Below are 23,769 nucleotides of genomic sequence, written 5' to 3'. Positions count from 1 at the left end.
CCCTGCCTCGACCCCCCATGGCCGGGTCGGGCGTGTCGGCGGTACCCCCGGGGAGCGGTAAGGAGGAGCGCGCGGATGCGGGGCGGCGCGACCGGGCCCGCGCATCCGGGATACTGCCGGGAGGCCCGCGCGCGACGGGCGACGCCGGCGCGAGGAGGTGCCCCATGCGACGCGGCACCAACCTGCCCGCCATCGGCGGCTACAACCGCACGGTCGTCCTCGACGCCGTGCGCCGCGCGGCCGAGGGGGCCAGCCGCTCCGAGATCGCCGAGCGCACGGGCCTCAGCGCGCAGACCGTCACCAACGTCTCGCGCCGCCTCATCGACGAGGGCCTCGTGCGGGAGGGCGGCACGGTGATCCGCGGCCCCGGCAAGCCCCGCACGCTCCTGCACCTCGTCGCCGACGGACGCTTCGCGGTGGGCGTGCACGTGGATCCCGCGGTCATCACCTCCGTGCTCCTCGACCTCGAGGGCACGGTCCTCCGGCACGTCAGCAGCCCGACGCCGTCCGCGTCGCGGCCCGACGAGGTGGTCGCGCTCGTGGCCCGCCTCGTCGACGGGCTCATCGCCGACGCGCGGGTGGACCGCACGGCCGTCCTGGGCGTCGGGCTCGCCGCGCCCGGCCCCATCGACGTGGGCGCGGGCCTGGTGCTGGATCCGCCGATGCTCCCCCGCTGGCGCCACGTCCCGCTGCGCTCCGCGCTCAGCACCGCGACGGGCCTGCCCGTGCTCCTGGAGAAGGACGTGACCGCGGCCGCCGTCGCCGAGCTGTGGTTCGGCCCCGGGGACCGCCGGCACCTCGCGTTCGTCTACTACGGGACGGGGTTCGGCACCGGGCTCGTGCTCGGCGGCGAGCCCGTGCGCGGCGCGAGCTCCAACGCCGGGGACTCCGGCCACATCATGGTCGCGTCGCGCGGGAGGCGGTGCACGTGCGGGCGCGTCGGCTGCGTGGGCGAGCTGATCACGCCGCACGCGCTCGTGCGGCAGGCCGTCGAGGGCGGCGTGCTCACGGCCGGTGACGTGTCGGACGCCGCGCTCGCGGAGGCCGCGGCGAGCGGCGACGCCGTCGACATGCGGCTCATCGGTGAGGCCTTCCACGCGCTCGCGGCCCGGGCGGACGCGGAGGACGGCCCGGCCCGGCGGATCGTGGAGGCCGCGGCCCGGCACCTCGCGCGCGCCATCGTGATCCAGGTGAACCTGCTCGACCTCGACGAGGTCGTGTGCGGCGGCCCGTTCTGGCCCCCGATCGCGCGTCTCGTGCTGGCGACCCTGCCCGAGGAGGTGCGCCGGTCCCCCGCGCTCATCGCGAAGCACCCCGTGCGCGTGGTCGAGTCGGCGGTCGGCGAGGACGTCGCCGCCGTGGGCGCCGCGTGCCTCGTGCTCGACAACGCGTTCTCGCCGCGTCCGTCGGCCATGCTCATCCGCGGCTGACCCGCGTCCGCGTGCGGCGGGCAGGACCGAGACCGGTCCGCATCCGCGCGGTGCGGCGGCGACGCCGTCACCGGATCGTCACCGCCGATGTCTTGACATGGATTAGTCCATACGTTTGGCTAACCCCGACGAGCCGCGACGATGCCGCCCGTCCGATCCAGTGGAGCAAGGGAGCACCATGACGAACCACCTGCCGCACCGCAGGACGCGAGCCCGCGTCCTCTCCATCACGGCGGCGTCCGTCGCCGCCCTCCTCCTCGCCACCGGCTGCTCGGGCGGCGCGGGCGGCGGGGACGGGAAGACACTCAAGGTCGCGTACCAGAAGTTCGGCACGTTCACGCAGATGGACGCCCACATGAAGGAGACCGCGGCGTCCTTCGAGGCCGCGAACCCCGGCATGAAGGTGGAGCTCGTGCCCATCGCCGCGCAGAACGACGACTACTTCACGAAGCTCGCGCTGATGAACCGCTCGGCGTCCACCGCCCCCGACGTGATGTACGAGGACACCTTCAAGGTGAAGTCCGACGCCGCCGCCGGCTACCTCCTCCCCCTCGACGACCAGGTCGCGGGCTGGGAGGACTGGGACATGTTCTTCGACTCCGCCAAGGAGGCCGGCGTCGGCGAGGACGGCAAGGTCTACGGGATCCCGATGGGCACCGACACGCGCGCCCTCTGGTACAACAAGGACCTCTTCGCCCAGGCCGGCCTGCCCGTGCCGTGGGAGCCGAGGACGTGGGATGACGTGCTCGACGCGGCGAGGACAGTGAAGGAGAAGCTGCCGGACGTCGTGCCCATCAACGTCTACTCCGGGAAGCCGCAGGGCGAGGGCGCCACGATGCAGGGCTTCGAGATGCTGCACTACGGCACCCCCACCGGCACCCTCTTCGACGACGCGAGCGGCAAGTGGCTCACCGGCTCGCAGGGCTTCATCGACTCGCTCGGCTTCATCGAGGACGTCTACCAGGGCGGCATCGGCCCGAAGCCCGAGGAGGCCCTCGACACGAACATCTCCACCATCGTCGGCGGCGAGTGGCTGCCGGCCGGGAAGCTCGCGATCGACCTCGACGGATCCTGGCTGAGCGGCACGTGGCTGGAGACCGGCACGAACCCCTGGCCCGAGTGGAGCGACGTGATGGGCCAGGCGCCCATGCCGACGCAGGACGGCGCCGCCCCCGGCGCGGTCAGCATGTCCGGCGGCTGGACCCTCGCGGTCGGCGCGAAGACGAAGGCCCCCGACAAGGCGTTCGCATTCATCGCCGATGCGCTCGACAAGGACGGCTCGAAGGCCTACGACATCGCCGCCAGCCAGATCGCGGTGCGCAGCGACGTGGCCGACGACCCGGAGTACGTGTCCTCGAACCCGACCTTCGAGTTCTTCTCCTCCATCGTCGACGTCACGCACTTCCGCCCGGCGACCACCGACTACAGCCGCATCTCCAACGCGATCACGGTGGCGATGGAGTCGGTGATGACCGGCCAGCAGTCGCCCGAGGAGGCGGCGGCCGCGTACGACGAGGCGCTCGTCGGGATCGTCGGCGAGGACGGGACCCAGAAGGCCGAGGACTGATCCGTGGCGACCATCGCCCCCGTCCCGGTCGGCCGCGAGGCCGGCCGGCGGGGCGCCGCGGCGCCGGGTGACGGCCCCGGCTCGGGCGGGCCGTCGCCGGTCCGGCCGGGCCGGGCCCGCGCCCGCGCGCTCCGCACCGGCGCGCGCACCATCCCGCTGCTGCCCTCGATCGTCCTGCTCGCCCTGTTCCTCCTCGGTCCCGTGATCTCGAGCCTCTACGGCTCCTTCACCGACGCGTCCCTCACCGGGTACGCGGCCGGCGGGGCGCAGTTCATCGGCTTCGACAACTACACGGCGCTGTTCGCGGATCCCGACTTCCCGAAGTCGGTGCTCCTCACGCTGGCGTTCGTCTTCTTCTCCGCGGTCGTCGGTCAGAACGTCGTCGGGCTCGGGCTGGCGCTCCTCATGCGGCAGGGGAACCGGGTCGTCCGCGCGGTCGTCGGCACCTTCGTCATCGCGGCGTGGGTGCTGCCGGAGATCGTCGCCGCGTTCGCCGCGTACGCGTTCTTCAACGACTCGGGGACGCTCAACACGATGCTCGCCGCCGTCAGCATCGAGGGCGCGAACTGGCTCTACGGCCTGCCGCTGCTGTCGGTGATCCTCGCGAACGTGTGGCGCGGATCCGCCTTCTCGATGCTCGTCTACTCGGCGGCCGTGCAGGAGGTGCCGCCGGAGATCACCGAGTCGGCCGAGGTGGACGGCGCGACCGGCTGGCAGCGGCTCGTCTTCATCACGCTGCCGGTGATCCGCCGCAGCATCTCGACGAACCTCATGCTCACCACGCTGCAGACGCTCTCGGTCTTCACCCTCATCTTCGTGATGACGGGCGGCGGCCCCGGCACCAGCAGCTCGACCCTGCCGATCCTCGCCTACCAGGAGGCGTTCCAGTTCTCCCAGCTGGGCTTCGGCACCGCGATCGCCACGATCATGCTCCTCGTGGGAGCCGTGTTCTCGGTGATCTACATCAGGGCCCTGCGCCCGGAGGTGGACTGACCATGGCCGTGACCACGACGGCGCCGGCACCCGCCCGCGCCTCCCGCCCCCGCCGCGCGGACCGCCGCGCCGCCCGCGCGTCCGGGACCGGCATGACCTCCCCGAGCGGGCGCGTGATGCGCGTCGTCGCGAACGGCGTGCTCGTCGTCGTCGCCCTGTGCTTCGCCGTCCCGCTCGTCTGGCTCGTGCTCGCCTCGGTCGACCGGTCGGCGACGCTGTCCGCCCGGATCCCGGAGGAGTTCACGCTCGACAACTTCACGGCCGTGCTCACGCCGGAGATCTCGTTCATCCCGCTGATGAACAGCCTCGTGCTCTCGGGCGGCTGCGCGATCGTCACGGTGGTGGTCGCGATCCTCGCCGCGTACCCGCTGTCGCGCTACCGGATGCGGATCAACAAGCCGTTCCTCTACGGGATCCTGTTCGGCACGTGCCTCCCCATCACCGCGATGATGGTGCCCGTCTACAGCCTCTTCGTCACGCTCGACCTCATCGACTCGATCGGCGGCACGGTCTTCTTCCTCGCCGCCACGAGCCTGCCGATGGCGATCTGGATGGCGAAGAACTTCATGGACTCGGTGCCGATCTCCCTCGAGGAGGCCGCGTGGACGGACGGCGCGTCGATGATGCGCACGCTCACCCACATCGTCGTGCCGCTCATGCGGCCGGGGATCGCGGTGGTGTTCATCTTCGTGTTCATCCAGGCGTGGGGGAACTTCTTCGTGCCCTTCATCCTGCTGCTGAGCCCGGACAAGCAGCCGGCCGCCGTGAGCATCTTCAACTTCTTCGGGCAGTACGGGTCGGTCGCCTACGGGCAGCTCGCGGCGTTCTCGCTCGTCTACTCGGTGCCCGTCATCGCGCTGTACGTGCTCGTGTCGCGCACGCTCGGCGGGTCCAACGCCCTGGCCGGCGCCGTGAAGGGCTGATCCCGACCGCACCATCCGCACGACCGCTCCACCGCACGACCCGCTCCACCCGCACCACCGATCCGCCCGCCCGCGGCCCGCCCGCGCCATCGACTGGAGATGACCATGCCCCCCACCACCGCGCTCGCCGAGGCCCGCATCGCCCGCTTCGTGCAGGACCGCCTCCTCCCCCACGTGCACCGCCGTCGGATGCCGCTCGCGATCGAGGCGTGGGACGCGCCGGGCGAGCCCGTGCCGTTCGCCGAGGCCGTGCGGCAGGAGCTCCGGCCCTTCGCGGTGGGCACGCCGTGGAGCCGGGCGTGGGGCACCACGTGGTTCCACGTCAGGGGCGAGGTGCCCGCGGACGGCGCGATGGAGGGCACGGCGCTCGAGGTGCTCGTCGACCTCGGCTTCAGCGACCGCCAGCCCGGGTTCCAGGCCGAGGGCCTCGTGCACCGGCCCGACGGCAGCGTCGTGAAGGCCATCGAGCCGTACAACGGCTACGTGCCGCTCGCGGCGGTCGGCGCGGGCACGGCGCCCGGCACGCGCATCGACCTCTGGATCGAGGCGGCGTCGAACCCCGACATCGGCGGCGACACCTTCCACGGCGAGACGCCGCTCGGCGACCCGGCGACCGCCGGCGACGAGCCCATCTACCGGCTGCGCACCATGGACCTGGCCTGGCGCGACGAGACCGTGTGGGAGCTCGACCGCGACGTCTGGACGCTGCGCGGGCTGATGGGCCAGCTGGACCCGGCCTCCTCCCGGCGCGCGGAGATCCTCGCGGCGCTCGAGCGCATGTGCGACGCGGTGGATCCCGACGACGTCGCCGGCACCGCCGCCGCCGGCCGCCGGGAGCTCGAGGCCGTGCTGGCGGCTCCTGCCCACGCGAGCGCGCACCGCGTGACCGCGGTCGGCCACGCGCACATCGACTCCGCGTGGCTGTGGCCCGTCCGGGAGACCCGCCGCAAGGTCGCGCGCACCTTCTCCAACGTGCTCGCGCTCATGGACGAGGATCCCGACTTCGTGTTCGCCGCGTCCAGCGCGCAGCAGTACGCGTGGCTCAAGGAGGACCACCCGGAGCTCTTCGCGCGGCTGCGGCAGCGCGTCGCCGAGGGCCGCTTCGTGCCGGTCGGCGGGATGTGGGTCGAGTCGGACACCAACATGCCGGGCGGCGAGGCGCTCGTCCGCCAGCTCGTGCAGGGCAAGCGGTTCTTCCTCGAGGAGTTCGGGATCGACAACCGCGAGGTGTGGCTGCCCGACTCGTTCGGCTACTCGGGCGCGCTCCCGCAGATCGTGCGCGGCGCGGGCGCCGAGTACTTCTTCACGCAGAAGCAGTCGTGGAACGAGACGAACACGATGCCCCACCACACCTTCCTCTGGGAGGGCATCGACGGCAGCCGCGTCTTCACGCACTTCCCGCCCGTGGACTCCTACAACTCCGACCTCTCCGGCGAGGACCTCGCGCGCGCCGAGCGGCAGCACGCCGAGAAGGCCGTGGCGAACTCCTCGATCGTGCCGTTCGGCTGGGGCGACGGCGGCGGCGGGCCGACCCGCGAGATGACGGCGGCGGCGCACCGCACGCGCGACCTCGAGGGGTCGCCCCGTGTGACGCTCGGCAGCCCGCTCGACTTCTTCGACGCCGCGAAGGCCGAGATCCGGGATCCGCACGTGTGGTCGGGCGAGATGTACCTCGAGTTCCACCGCGGCACCTACACGTCCCAGGCCCGCACGAAGCAGGGCAACCGGCGGAGCGAGCACCTGCTGCGCGAGGCCGAGCTGTGGCTCGCGACCGCGGCCGTGCGGGGCCTCGCGGAGTACCCGCACGACGAGCTCGACGCGCTGTGGCGCACCGTGCTCCTGCTGCAGTTCCACGACATCCTGCCGGGCACCTCGATCGCGTGGGTGCACCAGGAGGCGGAGCGCGAGCACGCGCGCGTGCAGGGCCGGCTGCGCGCGCTCGTCGCCGAGGCGCAGGGCGCGCTCGCGGGCGCGGGCGACCGGCGGATCGCGTTCAACGCGGCGCCGGTGGACGCGGTGGGCGTCGCCGCGCTGTCGGCCGCGGCCGTGGATCCCGCCGACGGCTCCCCCGCGCCCGTCGCGGACGGCGACGGCTGGGTCCTCGACAACGGCCTCGTCCGGGCGCGGTTCTCCGCCGACGGCACGGTCTCCTCGCTCGTGGACGCCGCGTCCGGTCGCGACCTCGTCGCCCCGGGCCAGCGCCTCGGCCTCCTCCAGCTGTTCCGCGACACCCCGAACCAGTGGGACGCGTGGGACATCGACGACGCGTACCGCCGCAACCGCACCGACCTCACGGACGTCGAGGCCGTGCGCGTCGACGGCGCCTCGCTCGTGGTGGAGCGCGCGTTCGGCGCCTCGCGCGTCACGCAGACATGGACCCTGCCCGCCGGCGAGCCGGAGCTGCAGGTGGTCACCGACGTCGACTGGCACGAGCGGCAGAAGCTGCTGAAGCTCGCGTTCCCGCTCGACGTGCACGCCGACCGCGCCGCCTCGGAGGTGCAGTTCGGGCACGTGCAGCGCGTGACCCACGCCAACACGTCGTGGGAGACGGCGCGGTTCGAGACGGTGGCGCACCGCTGGGTGCACGTCGGCGAGCCGGGCTTCGGCGTGGCGGTCGCGAACGACGCGACCTACGGGCACGACGTGACGCGGATCCCCCGCCCCGACGGCGGCAGCGCGACCCTCGTACGCCAGTCGCTCCTGCGGGCGCCCGTGTTCCCCGACCCGCACGCCGACCAGGGCCGGCACGTGCTGCGCTCGGCGGTCCGGGTCGCGCCCGACGTGCTCGACGCCGCGGACGCGGGCTACCGGCTCAACCTGCCGGTGCGCGAGGTGACGGGCGACCACGGCGTCGCGCCGCTCGTGACGTCGTCGTCGCCGGCCGTCGTGATCGAGGCCGTGAAGCTCGCCGAGGACCGCTCGGGCGACCTGGTCGTGCGGCTCTACGAGGCGCGCGGCGGCCGGGAGGCGGCCGTGGTGCGCGTGGATCCCGACGCCGGGCTCGGCGCCGCCCGCCGCACGGACCTGCTGGAGCGGACGCTCGAGGACCACGCCGTCGTCCCCGCCGGGGAGGGCGTGCCGATCACGCTGCGGCCGTTCGAGATCGCGACCCTGCGGTTCGCGCGGGGCTGACCCGCGACCACGACGGCGGCGGGCGGGCGGGCGGGCGCGCGTCAGGCGGACGCGACGTCCGGCCCCCGCGGCGCGATCGGCTCCCCGCCCCGCGTGAAGTAGATGCGGGCGTCCCGCGGCCGGATGTCGGCGACCGCGTCCTGGAACAGCCGCATCGGGTGCGGCGTGAACGGGTGCTCCGCGATGGCGTCGAGGTCGAGCTCGATGCCGAGGCCCACGCCCTCGGGGATCATCACGTCGCCCTCCGCCGTGAGCTCCAGCCGCTCGTCCGAGATGTCGGAGCGCCACGGCACGTCCACCGCCATGATCTCGAGGTACCGGAAGTTCGGCAGCGTCGCGCCGAGCTGCAGCGTCGCGGCCGTCGACAGCGGGCCGCTCGGGTTGTGCGGCGCGAACGGCACGTGGTGGTGCGCGGCGAGCGTGGAGATGAAGGACAGCTCCATCAGCCCGCCGGCGTGCGTCACGTCGGGCTGCACGAAGTCGACGGCCCCGCGCGCGAGCGGGGAGACGAACCCCTGCCGGCCGTACCAGCGCTCCCCCGCGGCGATCGCGACGGGCGACTTCGACCGGATCTCGATCATCGCGTCCACGCCCTCCGGCGGGCACGGCTCCTCGAAGAAGACCGGGTCGTAGCGCTCGAGGCGCCGGGCGATGCGGATCGCGGTGGGCACGTCGAAGCGCCCGTGCCCCTCGATGAAGAGCTCGACGTCGCCGCCGACCGCGTCGCGCACGGCGGCGACGGACTCGAGCATGCGGTCGATGTCGCGATCCGTCGCGTGCCGCTCGGCCGCCTCGAACGGGTCCCACTTGAGGCCGCGGAAGCCCGTCGCGACGGTGGCGACCGCGGCGGCCGCGAAGTCCTCGGGCGCGCTGATCCCGCTGAACCAGCCGTTCGCGTAGGCCCGGACCCGGTCGCGCACCTGGCCGCCGAGCATCCGGTGCACGGGCACGCCGAGCTCGCGCGCGGAGATGTCCCAGAGCGCCGTCTCGAGGGCGCTCAGCGCCGTGCCCGTGACAGGCCCGCCGCGCCAGTAGGCGTCGCGGGAGACCTCGTGCACGGTCTCGGCGATGCGCCGCGGATCCCGCCCGAGCACCGCCCGCTCGAGCACCTGCACGGCGCCCTGCACGGCGTGCTCCTGCCCCTCGAGCGTCGCCTCGGCGACGCCCGTCAGGCCCTCGTCGGTCTCGACGCGCAGGAAGACGAGGTTGGTGCGGTAGAAGTCGACGACGACGGTGCTGACGCGCGTGATCCTCACGGGGTCCCCTGCTTCCGGGTGGCGGCGGTGCCGTCGGTGACGGCGGCGGCGCCGGTCATGCGGATCCCCTCCCCGCCAGGTGCTGCAGGAGGGCGCGCACGCCGAAGGTCCAGGGCGCGCAGTCCTCGGCGGCGCGCACGCGGTTCTCCAGCGTGCCGAGCCGCGGCGACGAGATGCGGACGACGTCGTCCGCGTGGTGGGTGAAGCCGCGGCCCGGGGCGTCCCGGTCCTCCGTGGGCGCGAACATCGTGCCGAGCATCAGCAGCGCGCCGTCCGGGTAGGCGTGGTGCGGGCCGATGAGCTGGCGCACGAGGTCGAGCGGGTCGCGCGAGATGAGCGACATGTCGGACACGGCCCGGAGTGCAAACCCGTCGGCGCCGTCCACGCGCAGCGACACCCGGAGCGCCCGCACGTCGTCCATGCCGAAGGCATCGTCGAGCAGCCGGATGAACGGCCCGACCGCGCCGGACGCGTTGGCGTCCTTCGCGCGGCCGAGCAGCAGGGCGCTGCGGCCCTCCACGTCGCGCAGGTTGACGTCGTTCGCCAGCGTCGCGCCGACGACCCGGCCCGTCGACGCGACCACCAGCGCGACCTCGGGCTCGGGGTTGTTCCAGGCGCTCGCGGCGAGCACGCCCACGTCCTCGCCCGTCCCCACGGTCGACAGCGGCTGCCCCTTGGTGAAGATCTCGGCGTCCGGGCCGAGGCCGACCTCGAGGTACGGGCTCCAGGTGCCCTGGGCGAGCATGGCGTCCCGGAGGCGGAGGGCGGCATCCGAGCTCGGCACCACGTCGCGGATCTCGGCGCCGAGCAGCCGGGTGAGCTCGTCGCGCACGGCCGCGGCCGCCGTCGGGTCTCCCCCGGCGCGCTCCTCGATGACGCGCTCCAGGAGCGACGCCGCGAAGGTCACGCCCGCGGCCTTGACCGCCTGGAGGTCGATGGGCGACAGGATCCACGGGCGCGCGGGGTCCCGCCCATCCGGCCGCGCGTTGGCGACGACGTCGTCGACCGTGCCCAGCGGACGCGCGGGCGCCTCCCGGACGAGGGCGACCGGATCCGGCGCGTCGGCCAGCTCGCTGACGGTGGCGACGACCCTGCTGAGGTCGTGCACGACGCCGTCGCGGACGACCACGGGCGACGGGCCGCCCGTGCGCGGATCCCAGACCCGTCCGACGAGGACGGCCCGGTCAGCGTCCTCGGGCAGCGCGCCGGGCGCCGCGGGATCCGCGCCCGCCTCCGCCCCGGGCTGCATGCGCGTGTGCTCCTGCATGGCGACCGCTCCGTCCCGCGGCGTGCGGACGGATCCCCGGCGCATCGTCGCTGGGACGACCTTGGCCCACCCCGCCGCCGAGGTCCACGCATTTGCGCGAAAATGGCGTCGTGCACGAGGACGCGGACGACGACCGGACGGAGCGGGGCGACCCGCCGACCCTCGCCGACGTCGCCCTCCGCGCCGGCGTCTCCATCTCGAGCGCCTCCCGCGTGCTGGGCGGCCGGGGCGAGGTGCGGGCGGAGACGCGCGCCCGGATCCTGCGCGCCGCCGCCGACCTCGGCTACCGCCGCACGGACACCCGCCGGGGCCGGCCGGCGCTGCACGAGCCCCGCCTCATCGAGCTCGTCGTGGGACGCTTCGGCAACCCGTGGACCCGCACGGTCGCCGAGGCCGCCCGCGACCGCGCCGCCGCCCTCGGCTACGACCTCGCCCTCACGGTCGAGCGCGCGGATCCCGCCGACGACTGGTGCGCGCGCGTCGTCGCCCGCCGCTCCTCCGGCGTAATCCTCGGCGTCACCACCCCCACGGCCGCCGAGCGCGACGCCCTCCGCGACCTCCGCATCCCGCTCGTGCTGCTCGATCCCCGCGCCGAGGTGCCCGCGGGGTCGACGTCCGTCGGCACCACGGACCGCGCGGGCGGCCGGGACGCGGGCGCGCACCTCGCCGAGCGCGGCGCGACCGCCTTCCTCGTGGTCGCGGGTGCGCCGCGCTTCCGCTTCGGCCGGGCGCGCGAGGCCGGCTTCCGCGACACCGTGCGGGCGGCCCGGCCCGTGGTGCCCCTCCACCGGATCACGACGGGCTGGTCCGCGGACGAGGTTATCGACCCCGCCGAGCTCGCCCGCGCCGTCGCCGTCGCTGCCGCGGCGGGCGGCCCCCTCGGCGTCTTCGCGGTCACCGACGACATGGCCTTCGCCGTCTACCGCGCCGCCACGGCGGCCGGCCTCCGCATCCCGGACGACCTCCTCGTGGTGGGCTTCGACGACGAGCCGCGCGCCGCCGCCGCCCGGCCCCCGCTGACGACTGTCCGCCAGCCGCTCGCCGCCATGGCCGCGCGCGCCGTGGACCTCGTGCACGTGGCCCGCACCGGATCCCCGGCCGACGCGCACGTGGAGCTCCCGACGCGCCTCGTGGTCCGCGCCTCGACGGGCGGCTGATCGGCGGATCCCGCCCCGGACAGGGGGCCCGGCGCGGCCTCGGACCGGGTGCGGCCGACGGCAGGATGGACGCGGGCGGGAGCCCCGACGAGAGGGCCGCATGACCGCCGACGACACGACCGCCGACCGCGACGCGGCACCCGCCGACCCCGGCCACGAGACCCGTGAGCTCCTGCGCGTCGGATGGGACGCCCTCACGACGTGGATCGCCCACGTCCTCACTCCGCGGCGCCGCCTCACGGCGCTCGTCGTGGGGATCACCACCGGCGTCATCGTGACCCTGCTGCTGCGCGCCCTGCTCCTGCACGCGGACGACTCCGACGGGGACGAGACCGTGCTCGCCGCCGCCCTCGGCCTGGTGATCGGGGCCGTCGCGGGCGCCGTCCCCCTGACCACGTGGCTCTCGCGTGCGTCCCGCCGCATCCGCTCCGCGACGGGGGCGCATCCGCACTGGCGAGACGCCGCGCTCCTGGATCGGTCGGTGGATGCGCGTGGCCGCGTGGCCCTCGCTCCGGGGACCGCCGAGCGGATCGCGGTCGAGTCCCGCCGCGCGATCGCGTCGTCCGCGGTCGGGGTGCCCGGCGCGCTCATCCTCCTGGTCACCGTGCTGATCGCCACGCCCGTCGTGCTGCTGCAGGGGACGGCGACCGTGCAGATGCTCATCGTGCCGCTCTACATCGTGACGAGCGCCTCCACGCTGTACACGATGGCCCGCGCCGCCGGCCCCATGGCACTCCTCCGCGACGCCGCCGACGCCGAGCTCGCCCTCCCCGAGTCCGAGCGCCCGGTGGCCCCGCCCGTCGATCCCCCGCACGGCAGCCGCCTGCCCTGACCCGCGCGACGCGGCACCCAGCAGGTTCCCCCACTAGGGGAATACCGTGGGACGGATGAAGGCACTCCAGTACACCCGCATCGGATCCCACCCCGAGGTCGTCGAGATCGAGAGGCCGACCCCCGGTCCCGGCCAGGTCCTCCTCCGCGTCACCGCCGCCGGCGTGTGCCACTCGGACGAGTACGTCATGGGCCTGTCGGAGGAGGAGTACCACGCCGCCGGGTACGCGCTCCCCCTCACGCTCGGCCATGAGGGCGCGGGCGTCGTCGAGGAGTTGGGCGCGGGCGTCGAGCACCTCGCCGTCGGGGATGCCGTCGCCGTCTACGGCCCCTGGGGCTGCGGCCGCTGCCATGCATGCGCCGAGGGACGAGAGAACTACTGCGAGAACGCCGCCGCCGAGGGGATCAAGCCCCCGGGGCTCGGCGCCCCCGGCTCGATGGCGGAGTACATGATCGTCGACGACCCGCGCCACCTGGTGCCGCTCGGCGACCTCGACCCGATCGAGAACGTGTCCCTCACCGACGCGGGCCTCACGCCGTACCACGCCATCAAGACCTCCCTGCCGAAGCTCGGCGCGGGCACGTTCGCGGTCGTCATCGGCACGGGCGGACTCGGTCACGTGGGGATCCAGATCCTCCGCGCCCTGAGCGGTGCCACGGTCATCGCCCTCGACGTGAACGAGGAGAAGCTGGAGCTCGCCCGCCACGTGGGCGCGCACCACACGGTCATCAGCGACGCGGCCGCGGCCGACGGCATCCGGGCGATCACCGGCGGACGCGGCGTGCAGGCCGTGTTCGACTTCGTCGGCGCGACGCCGACCATGGCGACGGCCGTGCAGGTCGTCGAGCCGGGGGGCGACGTCACGATCGTCGGCATCGGCGGCGGCGCGGTCGAGGTCGGGTTCGGACGCATCGCGTTCGACGCCGCCATTCGGATCCCCTACTGGGGCAGCCGCTCCGAGCTCATCGAGGTGCTCGACCTGGCGCGCTCCGGACAGGTGACGGTCGAGACGCAGCGCTACTCCCTCGACGAGGGACCCGACGCCTACGCCGCCCTCGCCGCGGGTGCCGTCCGCGGCCGCGCGGTCATCGTGCCCTAGCCGCCCAGCAGCCTGTAACCCGCGGACTGGCGCGGCGGTGTCGCCCATCGACAGCGACACGCCGCCCGCGCTGTGAGTCTCCCTGGTGCGACGTGCCCGTCCCTATGGGAGTGTGGGTCCTGGTTGCCCCAGATCCCGGCCGCCTGCGTCATGTGCCCACGTGACGTCGACATACAGCGGCTCGCCACGGCGGCCCGCTCCACCTGGCCGAGAGGCCACGGACGAACGAGCTGACCATGACTGACACCACCGCAGCACCTCGCATCGTGCTCACCCGCCCCAAGCGCGGCGGCGGAGCCAACCCCACCACCGAGTACTCGGGCCTCCTCAACACGGTCCGCGACGCCGGCCTCCTGAACCGCCGCGTCGGGTTCTACGTCCTGATGTTCTCCGGCATCACCGCGGCCCTCGTCGGCCTCGGCGCCGGCTTCGTGCTCCTCGGGGACAGCTGGTTCCAGCTGCTCATCGCCGCCGGCCTCGGCATCATCTTCACCCAGTTCGCCTTCCTCGCCCACGAGGCCTCCCACCGACAGGTGTTCGAGTCCGGCAAGGCCAACGACATCGCCGGCCGCACACTGGCGAACCTCTTCGTCGGCATCAGCTACTCGTGGTGGATGACCAAGCACTCCCGCCACCACGCCAACCCGAACGTCCTCGGCAAGGACCCGGACATCGAGCGCGACGTCATCTCCTTCACCCCGGAGGATGCCGCCCGCGCCAAGGGCGTCTACGGCTGGTTCACGCGCCACCAGGGCTACGCGTTCTTCCCGATCCTCATGTTCGAGGGCCTCAACCTCCACGTCCACGGCTTCCGCACCGTGTTCGGTCGCGGCAAGGTCGACAAGCGCTGGCTCGAGATCTCGATGCTCTCCACCCGCATCATCGCCTACCTCGCCGTCGTGTTCTTCTTCCTCCCCCTCGGCATGGCGTTCGCGTTCGTCGGCGTCCAGCTCGCCGTCTTCGGCGTCTACATGGGCGCCTCCTTCGCCCCGAACCACAAGGGCATGCCCGTCCTCCCCAAGGACTCCAAGGTCGACTTCCTGCGCCGACAGGTCCTCACGTCGCGGAACATCAAGAGCACCTGGCTGACCGACATCTACATGGGCGGCCTCAACTACCAGATCGAGCACCACCTCTTCCCGAACATGCCCCGCCCGGCACTGAAGAAGGCCCAGGTCATCGCCAAGGAGTACTGCGCCACCCACTCGATCCCGTACACCGAGACCACCCTCCTGGCCTCGTACGGCATCGTCGTCGCCTACCTCAACCGGGTCGGCCTCTCCGCCGGCGGCGACCCGTTCGACTGCCCCGCGTCGGCGTCCTTCGGACGCTGACACCCGGCGGCCGCTCCGCCTCACCTGACGCCTCCCGCGCGCCGCCCTCCGGGCCGCGACCGGGAGGCGTCGTCGTGCGTGCGGCGTCCGGCGGTCCGGACGCCGCCGCCCCCGACGCGGACTAGCGCCTGCCCCAGTCCCAGGACGGCGTGCTGAGCAGCCCCTGCCCGCGGAGCGTCGTCTCGCCGTGCGGCTTCTCGAGCACGAGCTCCCCCGCCTCCGCGTGGGCCGAGATCGCGGCCGCGAGGCCCGGGGCGTGCGTGACCACGAGGATCTGGATCTGGCGCGACGCCTCCGCGATGAGCTCGCCGAGCGCGGGCAGGAGGTCCTGGTGCAGGCTCGTCTCCGGCTCGTTGAGCACCATGAGCTCGGGCGTCTCCGTGGTGAGGAGCGCCGCCGTGAGCATGAGCATCCGGAGCGTGCCGTCCGAGAGCTCGGCCGCGTCGAGCACGCGCAGCACGCCGGGCTGCTCGAGGCCGAGCGTCAGGATGCCGTCCTGGGAGCGGATGACGATGCGGGATCCCGGGAACGCCCGGTCGACCAGGGCGTCGAGCGCGTCGCCGCGGCCCCACTCGCAGATGGTCTGCACGGCCGCCGCGAGGTCCGACCCGTCGCTCGCGAGGACGGGGGTGCGCGTGCCGACCCGGGGCCGACGGGCCGGCGCGTCGGCGTCCGTGCGCAGGTGGTCGTAGAAGCGCCAGCCGCTCATCCGACGCCGGAGGATCATCGCCTCGGGGCTCGTGACCGCGTCGGCCACCTCGCTGAGCACGCTGAGGTGCGGCGGCACCATGGCGGGCACGTGCATCCACCCGTCGGCCTCGTCGCGCACGCGCACGTCCTGCCAGCGGCGCTCGAGCACGAGGGACCGCGGCCGGGCCACGGGACCGCTGAAGAGGAGCTCGCGCTTGATCTCCGGATCCCGCCCGAACATGGTCGGCGGCCGGGCCGACGGATCGCTCTGCGGGATGCCGAGGTCGACGAGGTAGCCGAGGTCGTCGCCCGCGAAGCCCAGCCGCAGCGCGATGGGGCCCTTCCGCACGGTGCCCTGCACCGCGTGCTCGCCGTCGCGCATCGCGCGGGACAGGCCCTCGGGGCCCGCCCACAGGACGGCCTCGAGGCCGCCCTCGCGGGCGAGCGCGCCGACCGCCCCGCCCTGCGCCATGTCGGCGATGAGGCGGAGCGCCCGGTAGACGTTGGACTTGCCGCTGCCGTTGGCTCCCGTGATGACGTCGAGGCCGGTGAGCGGGAGCGCCAGGTCGCGGACGGAGCGGTAGCCGGAGACGGCGAGGGTGCGGATCATGCCGCGACCCTCCCACGGGCCCCCGACAGCCGTCGTCCCCCCGGGGTCGCACCTGCCGCGCGGCCCCTGCGCCTCAGGTCGCAGACGAGAGGCCCGGGAGCGCGACCGCGAGCCGCGGATCAGGCGTCCTGCGGCACCCGCACGGTGAGGCCGCCGGGCAGCACCTGGATCTTGAAGCCGACGGCGCGGCCGAACGGGTCACCGTCGAGCTCGATGTCCTCCTCCTTCTCGAGGCGGACCACGACCTCCTCGGCCGTCCGGTACTCGAGCGCGCGGACCTCCTTCTCGGGCCCCATGAGGCGGCGGCCCGCGGCGGTGCGGCGGACGACGCCGTTCTCCCACGCGACCTTGACCCAGATCTGGATCCAGCCGAGGATGCCCTCCGGTCGCATGAGCACCACGTCGAGGATGCCGTCGTCGACCGCGGCGTCCGGCAGCAGCAGGATGTTGGCGGGCAGCGACCCGCAGTTGCCGACGATGAGGGTGTGCGCGCGGCGGCGGTGCGTGCTGCGGCCGTCGAGGCGGTAGCGCAGGCGCAGCTGGTCGCGGTCGCGGAGGGCCTTGAAGATCGCGTCGACGTAGGCGAGCCAGCCGACCTTCTTCTTCAGCTCCGAGTCGGTGTTGGCGAGCATCTTGGCGTCGATGCCGACCCCGGCCATGACGACGAACACGTGCTTGTCGCGCGTCTCGTCCTGGCGGAGGATCTCGATGGCCGCGAGGTCGACCTTCCGGTCGTGGCCGGAGAACGCGGCCTCGAGCGAGTGCTCCACGTCGTTGAGGGTGAGCTTGAGGTTGCGGGCGAGCAGGTTGCCGGTGCCGGAGGGCAGGAGGCCGAGCGCGACGCCGGATCCGGACATGCCCTCGGCGACCGCGCGGACGGTGCCGTCGCCGCCGGCCGCGATGACCATGTCGACGTCGTGGGACAGCGCCTCCTGAGCGGCGCCCTTGCCCGGGTCGTCCTCGCTGGTCTCGAACCAGAGGGTCTCCTCCCAGCCCGCGGTGCCGGCGGCCTGCGCCACCTTCGCCTTCAGGGAGTCGAGGTCGACCTTGATGGGGTTGTAGACGACGGCGGCACGGCGACCCGACCCGTCGGTGGGCGATGGTGCGGGAGCGGAGGCGGGGGTGGAGGTCGTCATCATGGTCACCCTACCGACGCGCGCGGCCGCCGAGGAGTGACGGGGCCGCCCGGATGCCGGGCGGCCGACTGGCCCGCGGACGACGATGCCGCCCCGCGCGCGGGGCGCGGGTCGGCATCGTCGTCGTCAGCGGCGCGTCAGGAGCGCCGGGCCTCGTCCTCGTCGCCGAGGGGCTCGCGGATCTCCGCGTCCTCGGGGTCGATGGGGTCGACCGAGAGCTGGAAGTGGTCGCCGTGCTGCTCGACGCCGTTGACGACCGCGTCGCGCATCATCTCGACCGCGACCTGGCGGCGCACGATGAGCGGATCCGTGCGCAGCTCCTTCCAGAGGGCGTAGCAGGCGACGAGCATCACGATCACGAACGGCAGCGAGGCCACGACCGTGAGGTTCTGCAGGCCCGTGAGGGCCTCGGTGCCTCCACCGCCGATGGCCAGCATGATCGCCGCGACCGCGCCCATGACGACGCCCCAGAAGACGACCACCTTGCGGCTCGGGTGCAGGGCGCCGCGCTGCGAGAGCGTCCCCATCACGATCGACGCGGAGTCCGCGCCGGAGACGAAGAAGATGCCCACGAGCAGCATGACGAGGACGGTGCTGACGCTGGCCAGCGGGTAGTGGTTCAGCAGCTGGAACAGCGTGTTGTCGGACACCACGGCGCCGTCGACGGTCATGTCGCCGTCGACCTGCTGCGCGTGGATCGCGGAGCCGCCGAAGATCGAGAACCAGATGAGGGCCACCAGGCTCGGCGCGAGGAGCACGCCGACCACGAACTCGCGGATGGTGCGGCCGCGGCTGATGCGTGCGATGAACATGCCGACGAACGGCGTCCACGAGATCCACCAGGCCCAGTAGAAGACGGTCCAGCTGGAGAGCCAGGCGCTCATCTCGTCGCCGCCGGTCGCCGCGGTGCGCGACGCCATCTCGGTCATGTCGCCGAGGTAGGCGCCGAGCGTGGCGGGGATGAGGTTGAGGATCAGCAGCGTCGGGCCGACCACGAACACGAAGACGGCGAGCACGACGGCCAGCACCATGTTGATGTTCGACAGCCACTGGATGCCGCGGGCGATGCCCGAGACGGCCGAGAAGATGAACGCGATCGTGAGCACGACGATGATGCCGATGAGCAGCGGGGCCGTGGCCTCGTCCACCCAGCCGTTGAACTCGAGGCCGGCGCCGATCTGCGTGGCGCCGATGCCGAGCGAGGCCGCCGAGCCGAAGAGCGTGGCGAAGATCGCGAGCATGTCGATGACGCGGCCCGCCCAGCCCTCGGTGCGCTTCGTGCCGAGCAGCGGCTGGAAGATGGAGGAGAAGAGCTGCTTGCGGCCCTTGCGGAAGGTGCCGTAGCCGATCGCGATGCCGGCGACCGCGTAGATGGCCCAGGGGTGGAGGCCCCAGTGGAACATCGCGGTGGCCATGGCGGTGCGGATGGCCGCCTCCGACTCCGGCTGCGTGGTGCCGGGCGGCGGGGAGACGAAGAAGCTGAGCGGCTCGGCGGCGCCGAAGAACATCAGGCCGATGCCCATGCCCGCGCTGAACATCATCGCGATCCACGAGACGGTCTTGAACTGCGGCTTCTCGTCGTCGGCGCCCAGCTTGATGCGGCCGTAGCGGCTCGCGGCCAGCCAGATGACGAAGATCACGAAGAAGCTCGCGGCGAGCACGAACAGCCAGCCGGTCTTCTCGATGACCCAGCTCTGCGCGGCGCCGGACACCGAGGCGAGGCCGTCGGTGCTCACGATGCCCCACACGACGAAGCCGACCGCGAGGACCGCCGTGATGCCGAAGACGAGGCGGTCGATCTTCGGGTGCTCGGGCTCGTAGAGGTCGACCGAGCCGGTGAACCGGGCCTCGAGGAGGCGGTGGTCGGAGTGGTCGCGGCGGGTGGGCCGCGTCCCGTCGGGACCCGATCTGCGCTTCGGGACGAGACGGTCGAGGAGACGTTCTGCGGGCGTGCGCGTGGAGGTCATGGAGGGGATGGGCTCCTGAGGGCTGGAGGGCATGGGCATCGCCCGCAGGGGTCCCGCGAGCGACCGGCCGAGTCTAGGCGGACCGCGCGCGGAGGGTCGATTCGCGCTCCGGTCTTGCCATCCGCTATGAGGAACGGTATTGGACGGGCTCGCGCGGGGCTGCCGGGAGGGTGGCGACGACGCGCGTCCCGTGGCCGAGGCGGCTGGCGATCCGCAGCGATCCGCCGTGCGCGACGACCGTGCGCTGGGCGATGGAGAGGCCGAGGCCGAGGCCCGGGACGGCGCCGTCGCGCGCCGACTGCGCGCGGAAGAAGCGGTCGAAGGCGTGGCGCTGGTCCTCCTCGCTGAGGCCCACGCCCGTGTCGGCGACCGCGAGCACGGCGTCGTCCCCCTCGCGCCCGAGGTCGACGTCGATCCGGCCGGACGGGGTGAACGCGATCGCGTTGGCGACGAGCGCCTCGACCACCTGCGCGAGCCGGTCGGCGTCGCCGTCGAGCAGCACGCCGGGCTCGAGGCGCGCGTGGAGCTCGAGGCCGCGCTCGGCGGCGCGGTCGGCGGCGGCGCGGACGACCGCGTCGACGCGGGCGGTCAGGTCGACGGGTCCGCGCGTGAGGGCGGGACCCTGGTCCGCGCCCGCGAGGAGCGAGCCGATGAGGCCGGACAGCTGGTCGACGTTCCGCTGGATGACGGCGACCTCGCCCGCGATGCCGAGCGCATCAGGATCGTGCAGCTCGCCGATGAGGTCGAGGTAGCCGACGATGCTGGTGAGCGGCGTCCGCAGCTCGTGCGACACGGTGGCGAGGAACTCGTCGCGCACCTGCACGGCCTGCGCGAGGTCGGTGACGTCGTAGGCCGCGAGCACCGTGCCCGTGCGCTGGCCGGGGCGACGGCCGATGGCCCGCACGGAGAGCACGAGGGCGCGCTGGTTGCCCGGCTCCCCCACCCAGTAGACGGGCCCGTGCACCTTGTCGGCGTAGAGGGCCTCGAGCAGGACCTTGCCGTCGCGGGCCACGGGCGTGACGCGGTCGGATCCGTAGACGGCCGTGGCCCGGCCGCTCACGGGGTCGTATCCCGCGATCTGGAGGAGCTCGCGGACCGCGGAGTTGCGGAGGACAGGCCGGTCCTCCGCGTCGAAGAAGACGATGCCCACGTCGACGGCGTCCGCGACGTCGCGGAAGGTCGCGGTCTGCTCGCGCGACTCGTGGAGGAGGCGCGCCTGCGCCTCCGTCGCCTCGGCGAGCTCGCGCCGGTCCCGCCGCTGGGTCGCCGCCGCCTGCGCGGCCGCGGTGACCAGGAGGGCCATGAGGAGCAGCCCGCCGCCGAGGTCCGCCCAGGCGATGGTCGTCGCGGGCAGCTCGCCGTCGCGCAGGAGGGGGAAGAGGGTGATGGCGAGCGCGCCCGCGATGGCCACCGCGACGCCCCCCGTGGGGAAGGCGAAGACGAGCCAGAGCAGCGGGAAGACCACGAGGAGGGTGGCCGCCGGGAGGGTGGCCGAGGTGGCGTCACGGAGCACCGCGACCGCGAGCAGGTCGACCGCCGGCACGGCGATGAGGAGGGCCGAGGGGGCGCGGCCGACCGCGAGGACGGCGGCGAGGACCGAGGAGACCGCCACCACGGCGAGCGCGGACAGGTACCAGGCGTCGGCCTGCACCTCGGGCTCGACCACGGCGACGAGGACGCCCACGACGACGCAGCTGAGGACGAAGGGCACCTGCGCACGGGCGGACCGCCGCCGCCGCTCGTCCGCGGGTGACCGCACGGGGAGCACGGCAGAGGACATGCGTGCCCCTCCTCCGTCGACCGGCGGTGCCCGCCGTGGCCCGAGCCTAGACCGGACGGCCCGCCCCGCAGGGCCCGCGGGGCCCCCGTCGTCGCGGTCCGGCCTGCTCGACGCGGCGGCGCGGCGGCTTGAGCCGGAGCTGGGACGCGCTTGAGGTGGAGCCGGGGACGGCTTGAGGCAAAGCTCGGAGGGACTTGCAGAAGCCCAGCGGGTCGCTTGAGGCCGCTCCGTCAGAGTGGTGTTCGTCGAAGGAACACCGGATCGACACCGCAGGAGCGCCGACCAGGCGCCGGCGGAGCACCGGAGACGACCGGCAGGACCCCACCCGCCGCCTCCCCCACGAACATGCGCGGCACACCGCGTGAGAGAACAGGAAACCCCATGAACAAGATCGTCTCCGGTGCCGTCGCAGGTGCCGCTGGAATCGTCCTCCTCCTCGGCGGCGCCGGCAGCTTCGCGCTGTGGAACGCCAACGCCACGGTCGCCGCCTCGAGCGTCTCCGCCGGCAACCTGGCCCTCGCCGCCGACACCACGGGCGTCTGGACCGACATCACGAACCCCAGCACCCCCAAGGTCATCGACCCCGCGACCTACCGCATCGTCCCGGGCAACGTCCTCCAGTACAAGAGCGCCCTCACGGTCACCGCGACCGGCGACTCGCTGGCCGCCGACCTCACGTACAACCCCCTCTCCATCAGCGGCGACGCCGCCCTCAAGGCCGCCGTCACCACCAAGCTCGACGTGACCTCGACCGACGCCAGCATCACCGCCGGCACCGCGGCCAACACCTTCACGGTCAAGCCCTCGACCGCCGCCTCCAAGGTCAACGTCGTCCTCACGGTCACGTTCCCCTCCTCCGCGACCACCGGCCAGAACGGCACGCTCTCCTTCGACAAGCTCGCCTTCACGCTCACCCAGCGCGCGCTCTAGTCCCCGGCTCCCCTCCTCGCGGTGACGTCACCCGCGGGGAGGGGGTTCCCATCTCCCCGGTGCCCCGCACCGAACCAGGTGCACGACCCGCACGACCCGCATCCCCACCCGCACCGGAAGCACCGACAGGAAGGCACGACCATGAGCCGGAAGCAGGCATCCGCCCCGCGTCCCGCCCACGGTCGTCGCTCCACCCGCCCGGCCGCGCGCCGCACCCCGCTGCGCGCGGCCTGGTCGACCATCGGGCTCCTCACCGCCGTGCTCGTCGCCTCGCTCGCCGCGACCGGCGGCAGCTACGCCCTCTGGAACGGCACGGCCAGCACCGCGGCCGCGCCGGTCACGAGCGGCACGAGCGGCCTCGTCGTCACCCAGCAGTCCGCGCTCGACCTCTCGGCGCTCCTCCCCGGCCAGGGCGTCCTCGGCACCTTCACCGCGAAGAACACCGGCACGGTAGCCTTGGACGTGGCCATCTCGGTGCGAGGCACCTCCTCCAACGCCGCCTTCCCGGGCGAGCTGTCGGTGCGCCTCGGATCCGTCTCCTCCACGGGCGCCTGCGTCGCCGGGGCCACCACCTGGTCCGGCCGGCCCGGACAGCTCGCCACCACGAACGCGTTCGCCCGGGTCCAGCCCGGCGCCTCCTCCATCACGTGCGTGCAGGTCGTCCTCGACGCCGACGCCCCCCAGACCGTCCAGGGCTCCACCGCGCAGCTCGCCTTCACCCTCGTCGGCACGCAGGTGCAGCCGTGACCCGTGCCCGTCGAGGCCAGCCCCGGCATCGGGCCGCGCTCCTCGTCGGCTTCACGGTCCTCCTCCTGGGCGCGGGCGCGACCGCCGGGCACGCGCTCTGGGCGTCCACCGCCACCACCGCGACGAACGTCCGCTCGGCCAGCGTCGCCGTGACCGAGGCCGGGTTCGACAAGCTGGCCGGCGAGCTCACCGCCGCTGCCCCCGCGCGCACCACCGCGGTCGTCGTCACGAACACCGGATCCACCGCGGGCGCGTGGAAGGGCACGATCACGACCGCCCCGACCAACGACGCGGACCGCACCCTCGCCTCCGGCACGATGGTCACCGCCTGGGCGTCGACCACCGGCACCTGCGCCGCCAGCACCTCCCCCGCCTCCGGCGCCGTCACGGGATCCTGGGCCTCGCCGCCCGCCCTCTCCGGCTCGCTCTCGGCCGGCGCCGCCGCCACCTGGTGCGTCCGCGCGGTCGGCAACCTCTCGAAGCCCGCCACCGCCAAGGTCGACGCCACCCTCACGACCGTGCTCGGCACGGGCGCCTGGACCGGCCGCGACACCTCGCGCGCCGTGCAGACCACCACCGCGCCCGTCGTCACCGGCGGCTTCCAGTGCACGCCCACGCAGGGCGACTGGTACGTCTTCGTGTCGTGGGACGCCTCCACGGCCGCGCAGTCCGAGTCCTACGGCGTCATGGTGAACGGCACGCGCATCGCCACCACGACGGGCTACTACCCCATGACCGGCATCACCCGCGACCAGGTCCCCACGACCCTCGCCCCGGACGGCACCGTCAAGGTGACGGTCGACCTCCTGCGGAACGGCGTGAGCGTCCGCCAGGTCGCGAGCGGCACCATCGTGGCCTTCACCAACAACGGCACGCGCGGCTTCCGCTGCAGCTGAGCCCCCACCCCCACGGAACGACA

The 23,769-nt window shown here is 73.6% G+C and carries 18 protein-coding genes; 12 read left to right on the top strand and 6 right to left on the bottom strand.

Going from position 1 to position 23,769, the window contains the following annotated elements; all coding sequences use genetic code 11:
- Positions 1-164: 164 nt before the first annotated feature.
- The 5 genes from ACT7CP_RS06220 to ACT7CP_RS06200 all read left to right on the top strand — a co-directional run bounded on the left by ACT7CP_RS06220 (position 165) and on the right by ACT7CP_RS06200 (position 8,045).
- Positions 165-1,430, top strand: coding sequence for an ROK family protein (locus ACT7CP_RS06220; protein WP_445443774.1), 1,266 nt, complete (start codon positions 165-167; stop codon positions 1,428-1,430).
- A gap of 178 nt (positions 1,431-1,608) precedes the next feature.
- Positions 1,609-2,997: an extracellular solute-binding protein gene (locus tag ACT7CP_RS06215; protein ID WP_413963349.1), complete on the top strand. Its 1,389-nt coding sequence runs from the start codon at positions 1,609-1,611 to the stop codon at positions 2,995-2,997.
- Positions 2,998-3,000: 3 nt separating this feature from the next.
- Entirely contained in the window at positions 3,001-3,990 is a 990-nt protein-coding gene (locus tag ACT7CP_RS06210) for a carbohydrate ABC transporter permease (protein ID WP_445443773.1), read from the top strand.
- A gap of 2 nt (positions 3,991-3,992) precedes the next feature.
- Positions 3,993-4,913, top strand: a complete 921-nt coding sequence (locus ACT7CP_RS06205) for a carbohydrate ABC transporter permease (RefSeq protein WP_445443772.1) — start codon at positions 3,993-3,995, stop codon at positions 4,911-4,913.
- A gap of 105 nt (positions 4,914-5,018) precedes the next feature.
- Positions 5,019-8,045 (top strand): alpha-mannosidase, encoded by a 3,027-nt coding sequence (locus ACT7CP_RS06200; RefSeq protein ID WP_445443771.1) that lies wholly within the window; start codon positions 5,019-5,021, stop codon positions 8,043-8,045.
- A 41-nt stretch (positions 8,046-8,086) separates the two neighbouring features.
- On the opposite strand, the gene ACT7CP_RS06195 is transcribed toward ACT7CP_RS06200, so the two are convergent.
- Both ACT7CP_RS06195 and ACT7CP_RS06190 read right to left on the bottom strand, forming a co-directional pair.
- Positions 8,087-9,301, bottom strand: a complete 1,215-nt coding sequence (locus ACT7CP_RS06195) for a mandelate racemase/muconate lactonizing enzyme family protein (protein ID WP_445443770.1) — start codon at positions 9,299-9,301, stop codon at positions 8,087-8,089.
- Between the two features lie 55 nt (positions 9,302-9,356).
- Positions 9,357-10,568 (bottom strand): fumarylacetoacetate hydrolase family protein, encoded by a 1,212-nt coding sequence (locus ACT7CP_RS06190; RefSeq protein ID WP_445443769.1) that lies wholly within the window; start codon positions 10,566-10,568, stop codon positions 9,357-9,359.
- Positions 10,569-10,678: 110 nt separating this feature from the next.
- On the opposite strand from ACT7CP_RS06190, the gene ACT7CP_RS06185 reads away from it, so the two are divergent.
- The 4 genes from ACT7CP_RS06185 (at position 10,679) to ACT7CP_RS06170 (ending at position 14,990) form a co-directional block, all read left to right on the top strand.
- Entirely contained in the window at positions 10,679-11,725 is a 1,047-nt protein-coding gene (locus tag ACT7CP_RS06185) for a LacI family DNA-binding transcriptional regulator (protein WP_445443768.1), read from the top strand.
- A 100-nt stretch (positions 11,726-11,825) separates the two neighbouring features.
- Positions 11,826-12,557, top strand: coding sequence for a hypothetical protein (locus tag ACT7CP_RS06180; RefSeq protein WP_445443767.1), 732 nt, complete (start codon positions 11,826-11,828; stop codon positions 12,555-12,557).
- Positions 12,558-12,612: 55 nt separating this feature from the next.
- Positions 12,613-13,656: an NAD(P)-dependent alcohol dehydrogenase gene (locus ACT7CP_RS06175; protein ID WP_445443766.1), complete on the top strand. Its 1,044-nt coding sequence runs from the start codon at positions 12,613-12,615 to the stop codon at positions 13,654-13,656.
- A gap of 236 nt (positions 13,657-13,892) precedes the next feature.
- Positions 13,893-14,990: a fatty acid desaturase family protein gene (locus ACT7CP_RS06170; protein WP_307502136.1), complete on the top strand. Its 1,098-nt coding sequence runs from the start codon at positions 13,893-13,895 to the stop codon at positions 14,988-14,990.
- A gap of 121 nt (positions 14,991-15,111) precedes the next feature.
- On the opposite strand, the gene ACT7CP_RS06165 is transcribed toward ACT7CP_RS06170, so the two are convergent.
- From ACT7CP_RS06165 to ACT7CP_RS06150, 4 genes are all read right to left on the bottom strand, one after another.
- Entirely contained in the window at positions 15,112-16,290 is a 1,179-nt protein-coding gene (locus ACT7CP_RS06165; RefSeq protein WP_445443765.1) for an AAA family ATPase, read from the bottom strand.
- 119 nt (positions 16,291-16,409) lie between these two features.
- The gene (locus ACT7CP_RS06160) at positions 16,410-17,426 is read right to left on the bottom strand and encodes a diacylglycerol/lipid kinase family protein (RefSeq protein ID WP_445443764.1); all 1,017 of its coding nucleotides are present in this window, start codon (positions 17,424-17,426) and stop codon (positions 16,410-16,412) included.
- Positions 17,427-17,563: 137 nt separating this feature from the next.
- Positions 17,564-19,393, bottom strand: coding sequence for a BCCT family transporter (locus ACT7CP_RS06155; RefSeq protein ID WP_445443763.1), 1,830 nt, complete (start codon positions 19,391-19,393; stop codon positions 17,564-17,566).
- 124 nt (positions 19,394-19,517) lie between these two features.
- Positions 19,518-21,173 (bottom strand): sensor histidine kinase, encoded by a 1,656-nt coding sequence (locus ACT7CP_RS06150; protein WP_445443762.1) that lies wholly within the window; start codon positions 21,171-21,173, stop codon positions 19,518-19,520.
- Between the two features lie 381 nt (positions 21,174-21,554).
- Here ACT7CP_RS06150 and ACT7CP_RS06145 point away from each other — a divergent pair, with 381 nt between their 5' ends.
- From ACT7CP_RS06145 to ACT7CP_RS06135, 3 genes are all read left to right on the top strand, one after another.
- Positions 21,555-22,103 carry an alternate-type signal peptide domain-containing protein gene (locus ACT7CP_RS06145; RefSeq protein WP_413964097.1) on the top strand — a complete coding sequence of 183 codons (549 nt, stop codon included), beginning with the start codon at positions 21,555-21,557 and terminating at the stop codon, positions 22,101-22,103.
- Between the two features lie 141 nt (positions 22,104-22,244).
- Positions 22,245-22,850 (top strand): TasA family protein, encoded by a 606-nt coding sequence (locus tag ACT7CP_RS06140; protein WP_413964096.1) that lies wholly within the window; start codon positions 22,245-22,247, stop codon positions 22,848-22,850.
- The gene (locus ACT7CP_RS06135; RefSeq protein ID WP_445443761.1) at positions 22,847-23,746 is read left to right on the top strand and encodes a hypothetical protein; all 900 of its coding nucleotides are present in this window, start codon (positions 22,847-22,849) and stop codon (positions 23,744-23,746) included. The genes ACT7CP_RS06140 and ACT7CP_RS06135 overlap by 4 nt, the downstream gene beginning before the upstream one ends.
- Positions 23,747-23,769 lie beyond the last annotated feature (23 nt).

Source organism: Clavibacter rahimiani (assembly GCF_052654495.1).
Note: the sequence above shows the minus strand (reverse complement) of the source record. Positions and strands in the feature narration are given on the sequence as shown.

Excerpts from the sequence above, each read along its gene's own strand:
- ACT7CP_RS06220 (WP_445443774.1), top strand. The coding sequence starts at position 165 with ATGCGACGCGGCACCAACCTGCCCGCCATCGGCGGCTACAACCGCACG.
- ACT7CP_RS06215 (WP_413963349.1), top strand. The coding sequence starts at position 1,609 with ATGACGAACCACCTGCCGCACCGCAGGACGCGAGCCCGCGTCCTCTCC.
- ACT7CP_RS06205 (WP_445443772.1), top strand. The coding sequence starts at position 3,993 with ATGGCCGTGACCACGACGGCGCCGGCACCCGCCCGCGCCTCCCGCCCC.
- ACT7CP_RS06200 (WP_445443771.1), top strand. The coding sequence starts at position 5,019 with ATGCCCCCCACCACCGCGCTCGCCGAGGCCCGCATCGCCCGCTTCGTG.
- ACT7CP_RS06190 (WP_445443769.1), bottom strand. The coding sequence starts at position 10,568 with ATGCAGGAGCACACGCGCATGCAGCCCGGGGCGGAGGCGGGCGCGGAT.
- ACT7CP_RS06180 (WP_445443767.1), top strand. The coding sequence starts at position 11,826 with ATGACCGCCGACGACACGACCGCCGACCGCGACGCGGCACCCGCCGAC.
- ACT7CP_RS06175 (WP_445443766.1), top strand. The coding sequence starts at position 12,613 with ATGAAGGCACTCCAGTACACCCGCATCGGATCCCACCCCGAGGTCGTC.
- ACT7CP_RS06170 (WP_307502136.1), top strand. The coding sequence starts at position 13,893 with ATGACTGACACCACCGCAGCACCTCGCATCGTGCTCACCCGCCCCAAG.
- ACT7CP_RS06165 (WP_445443765.1), bottom strand. The coding sequence starts at position 16,290 with ATGATCCGCACCCTCGCCGTCTCCGGCTACCGCTCCGTCCGCGACCTG.
- ACT7CP_RS06160 (WP_445443764.1), bottom strand. The coding sequence starts at position 17,426 with ATGACGACCTCCACCCCCGCCTCCGCTCCCGCACCATCGCCCACCGAC.
- ACT7CP_RS06155 (WP_445443763.1), bottom strand. The coding sequence starts at position 19,393 with ATGACCTCCACGCGCACGCCCGCAGAACGTCTCCTCGACCGTCTCGTC.
- ACT7CP_RS06150 (WP_445443762.1), bottom strand. The coding sequence starts at position 21,173 with ATGTCCTCTGCCGTGCTCCCCGTGCGGTCACCCGCGGACGAGCGGCGG.
- ACT7CP_RS06145 (WP_413964097.1), top strand. The coding sequence starts at position 21,555 with ATGAACAAGATCGTCTCCGGTGCCGTCGCAGGTGCCGCTGGAATCGTC.
- ACT7CP_RS06140 (WP_413964096.1), top strand. The coding sequence starts at position 22,245 with ATGAGCCGGAAGCAGGCATCCGCCCCGCGTCCCGCCCACGGTCGTCGC.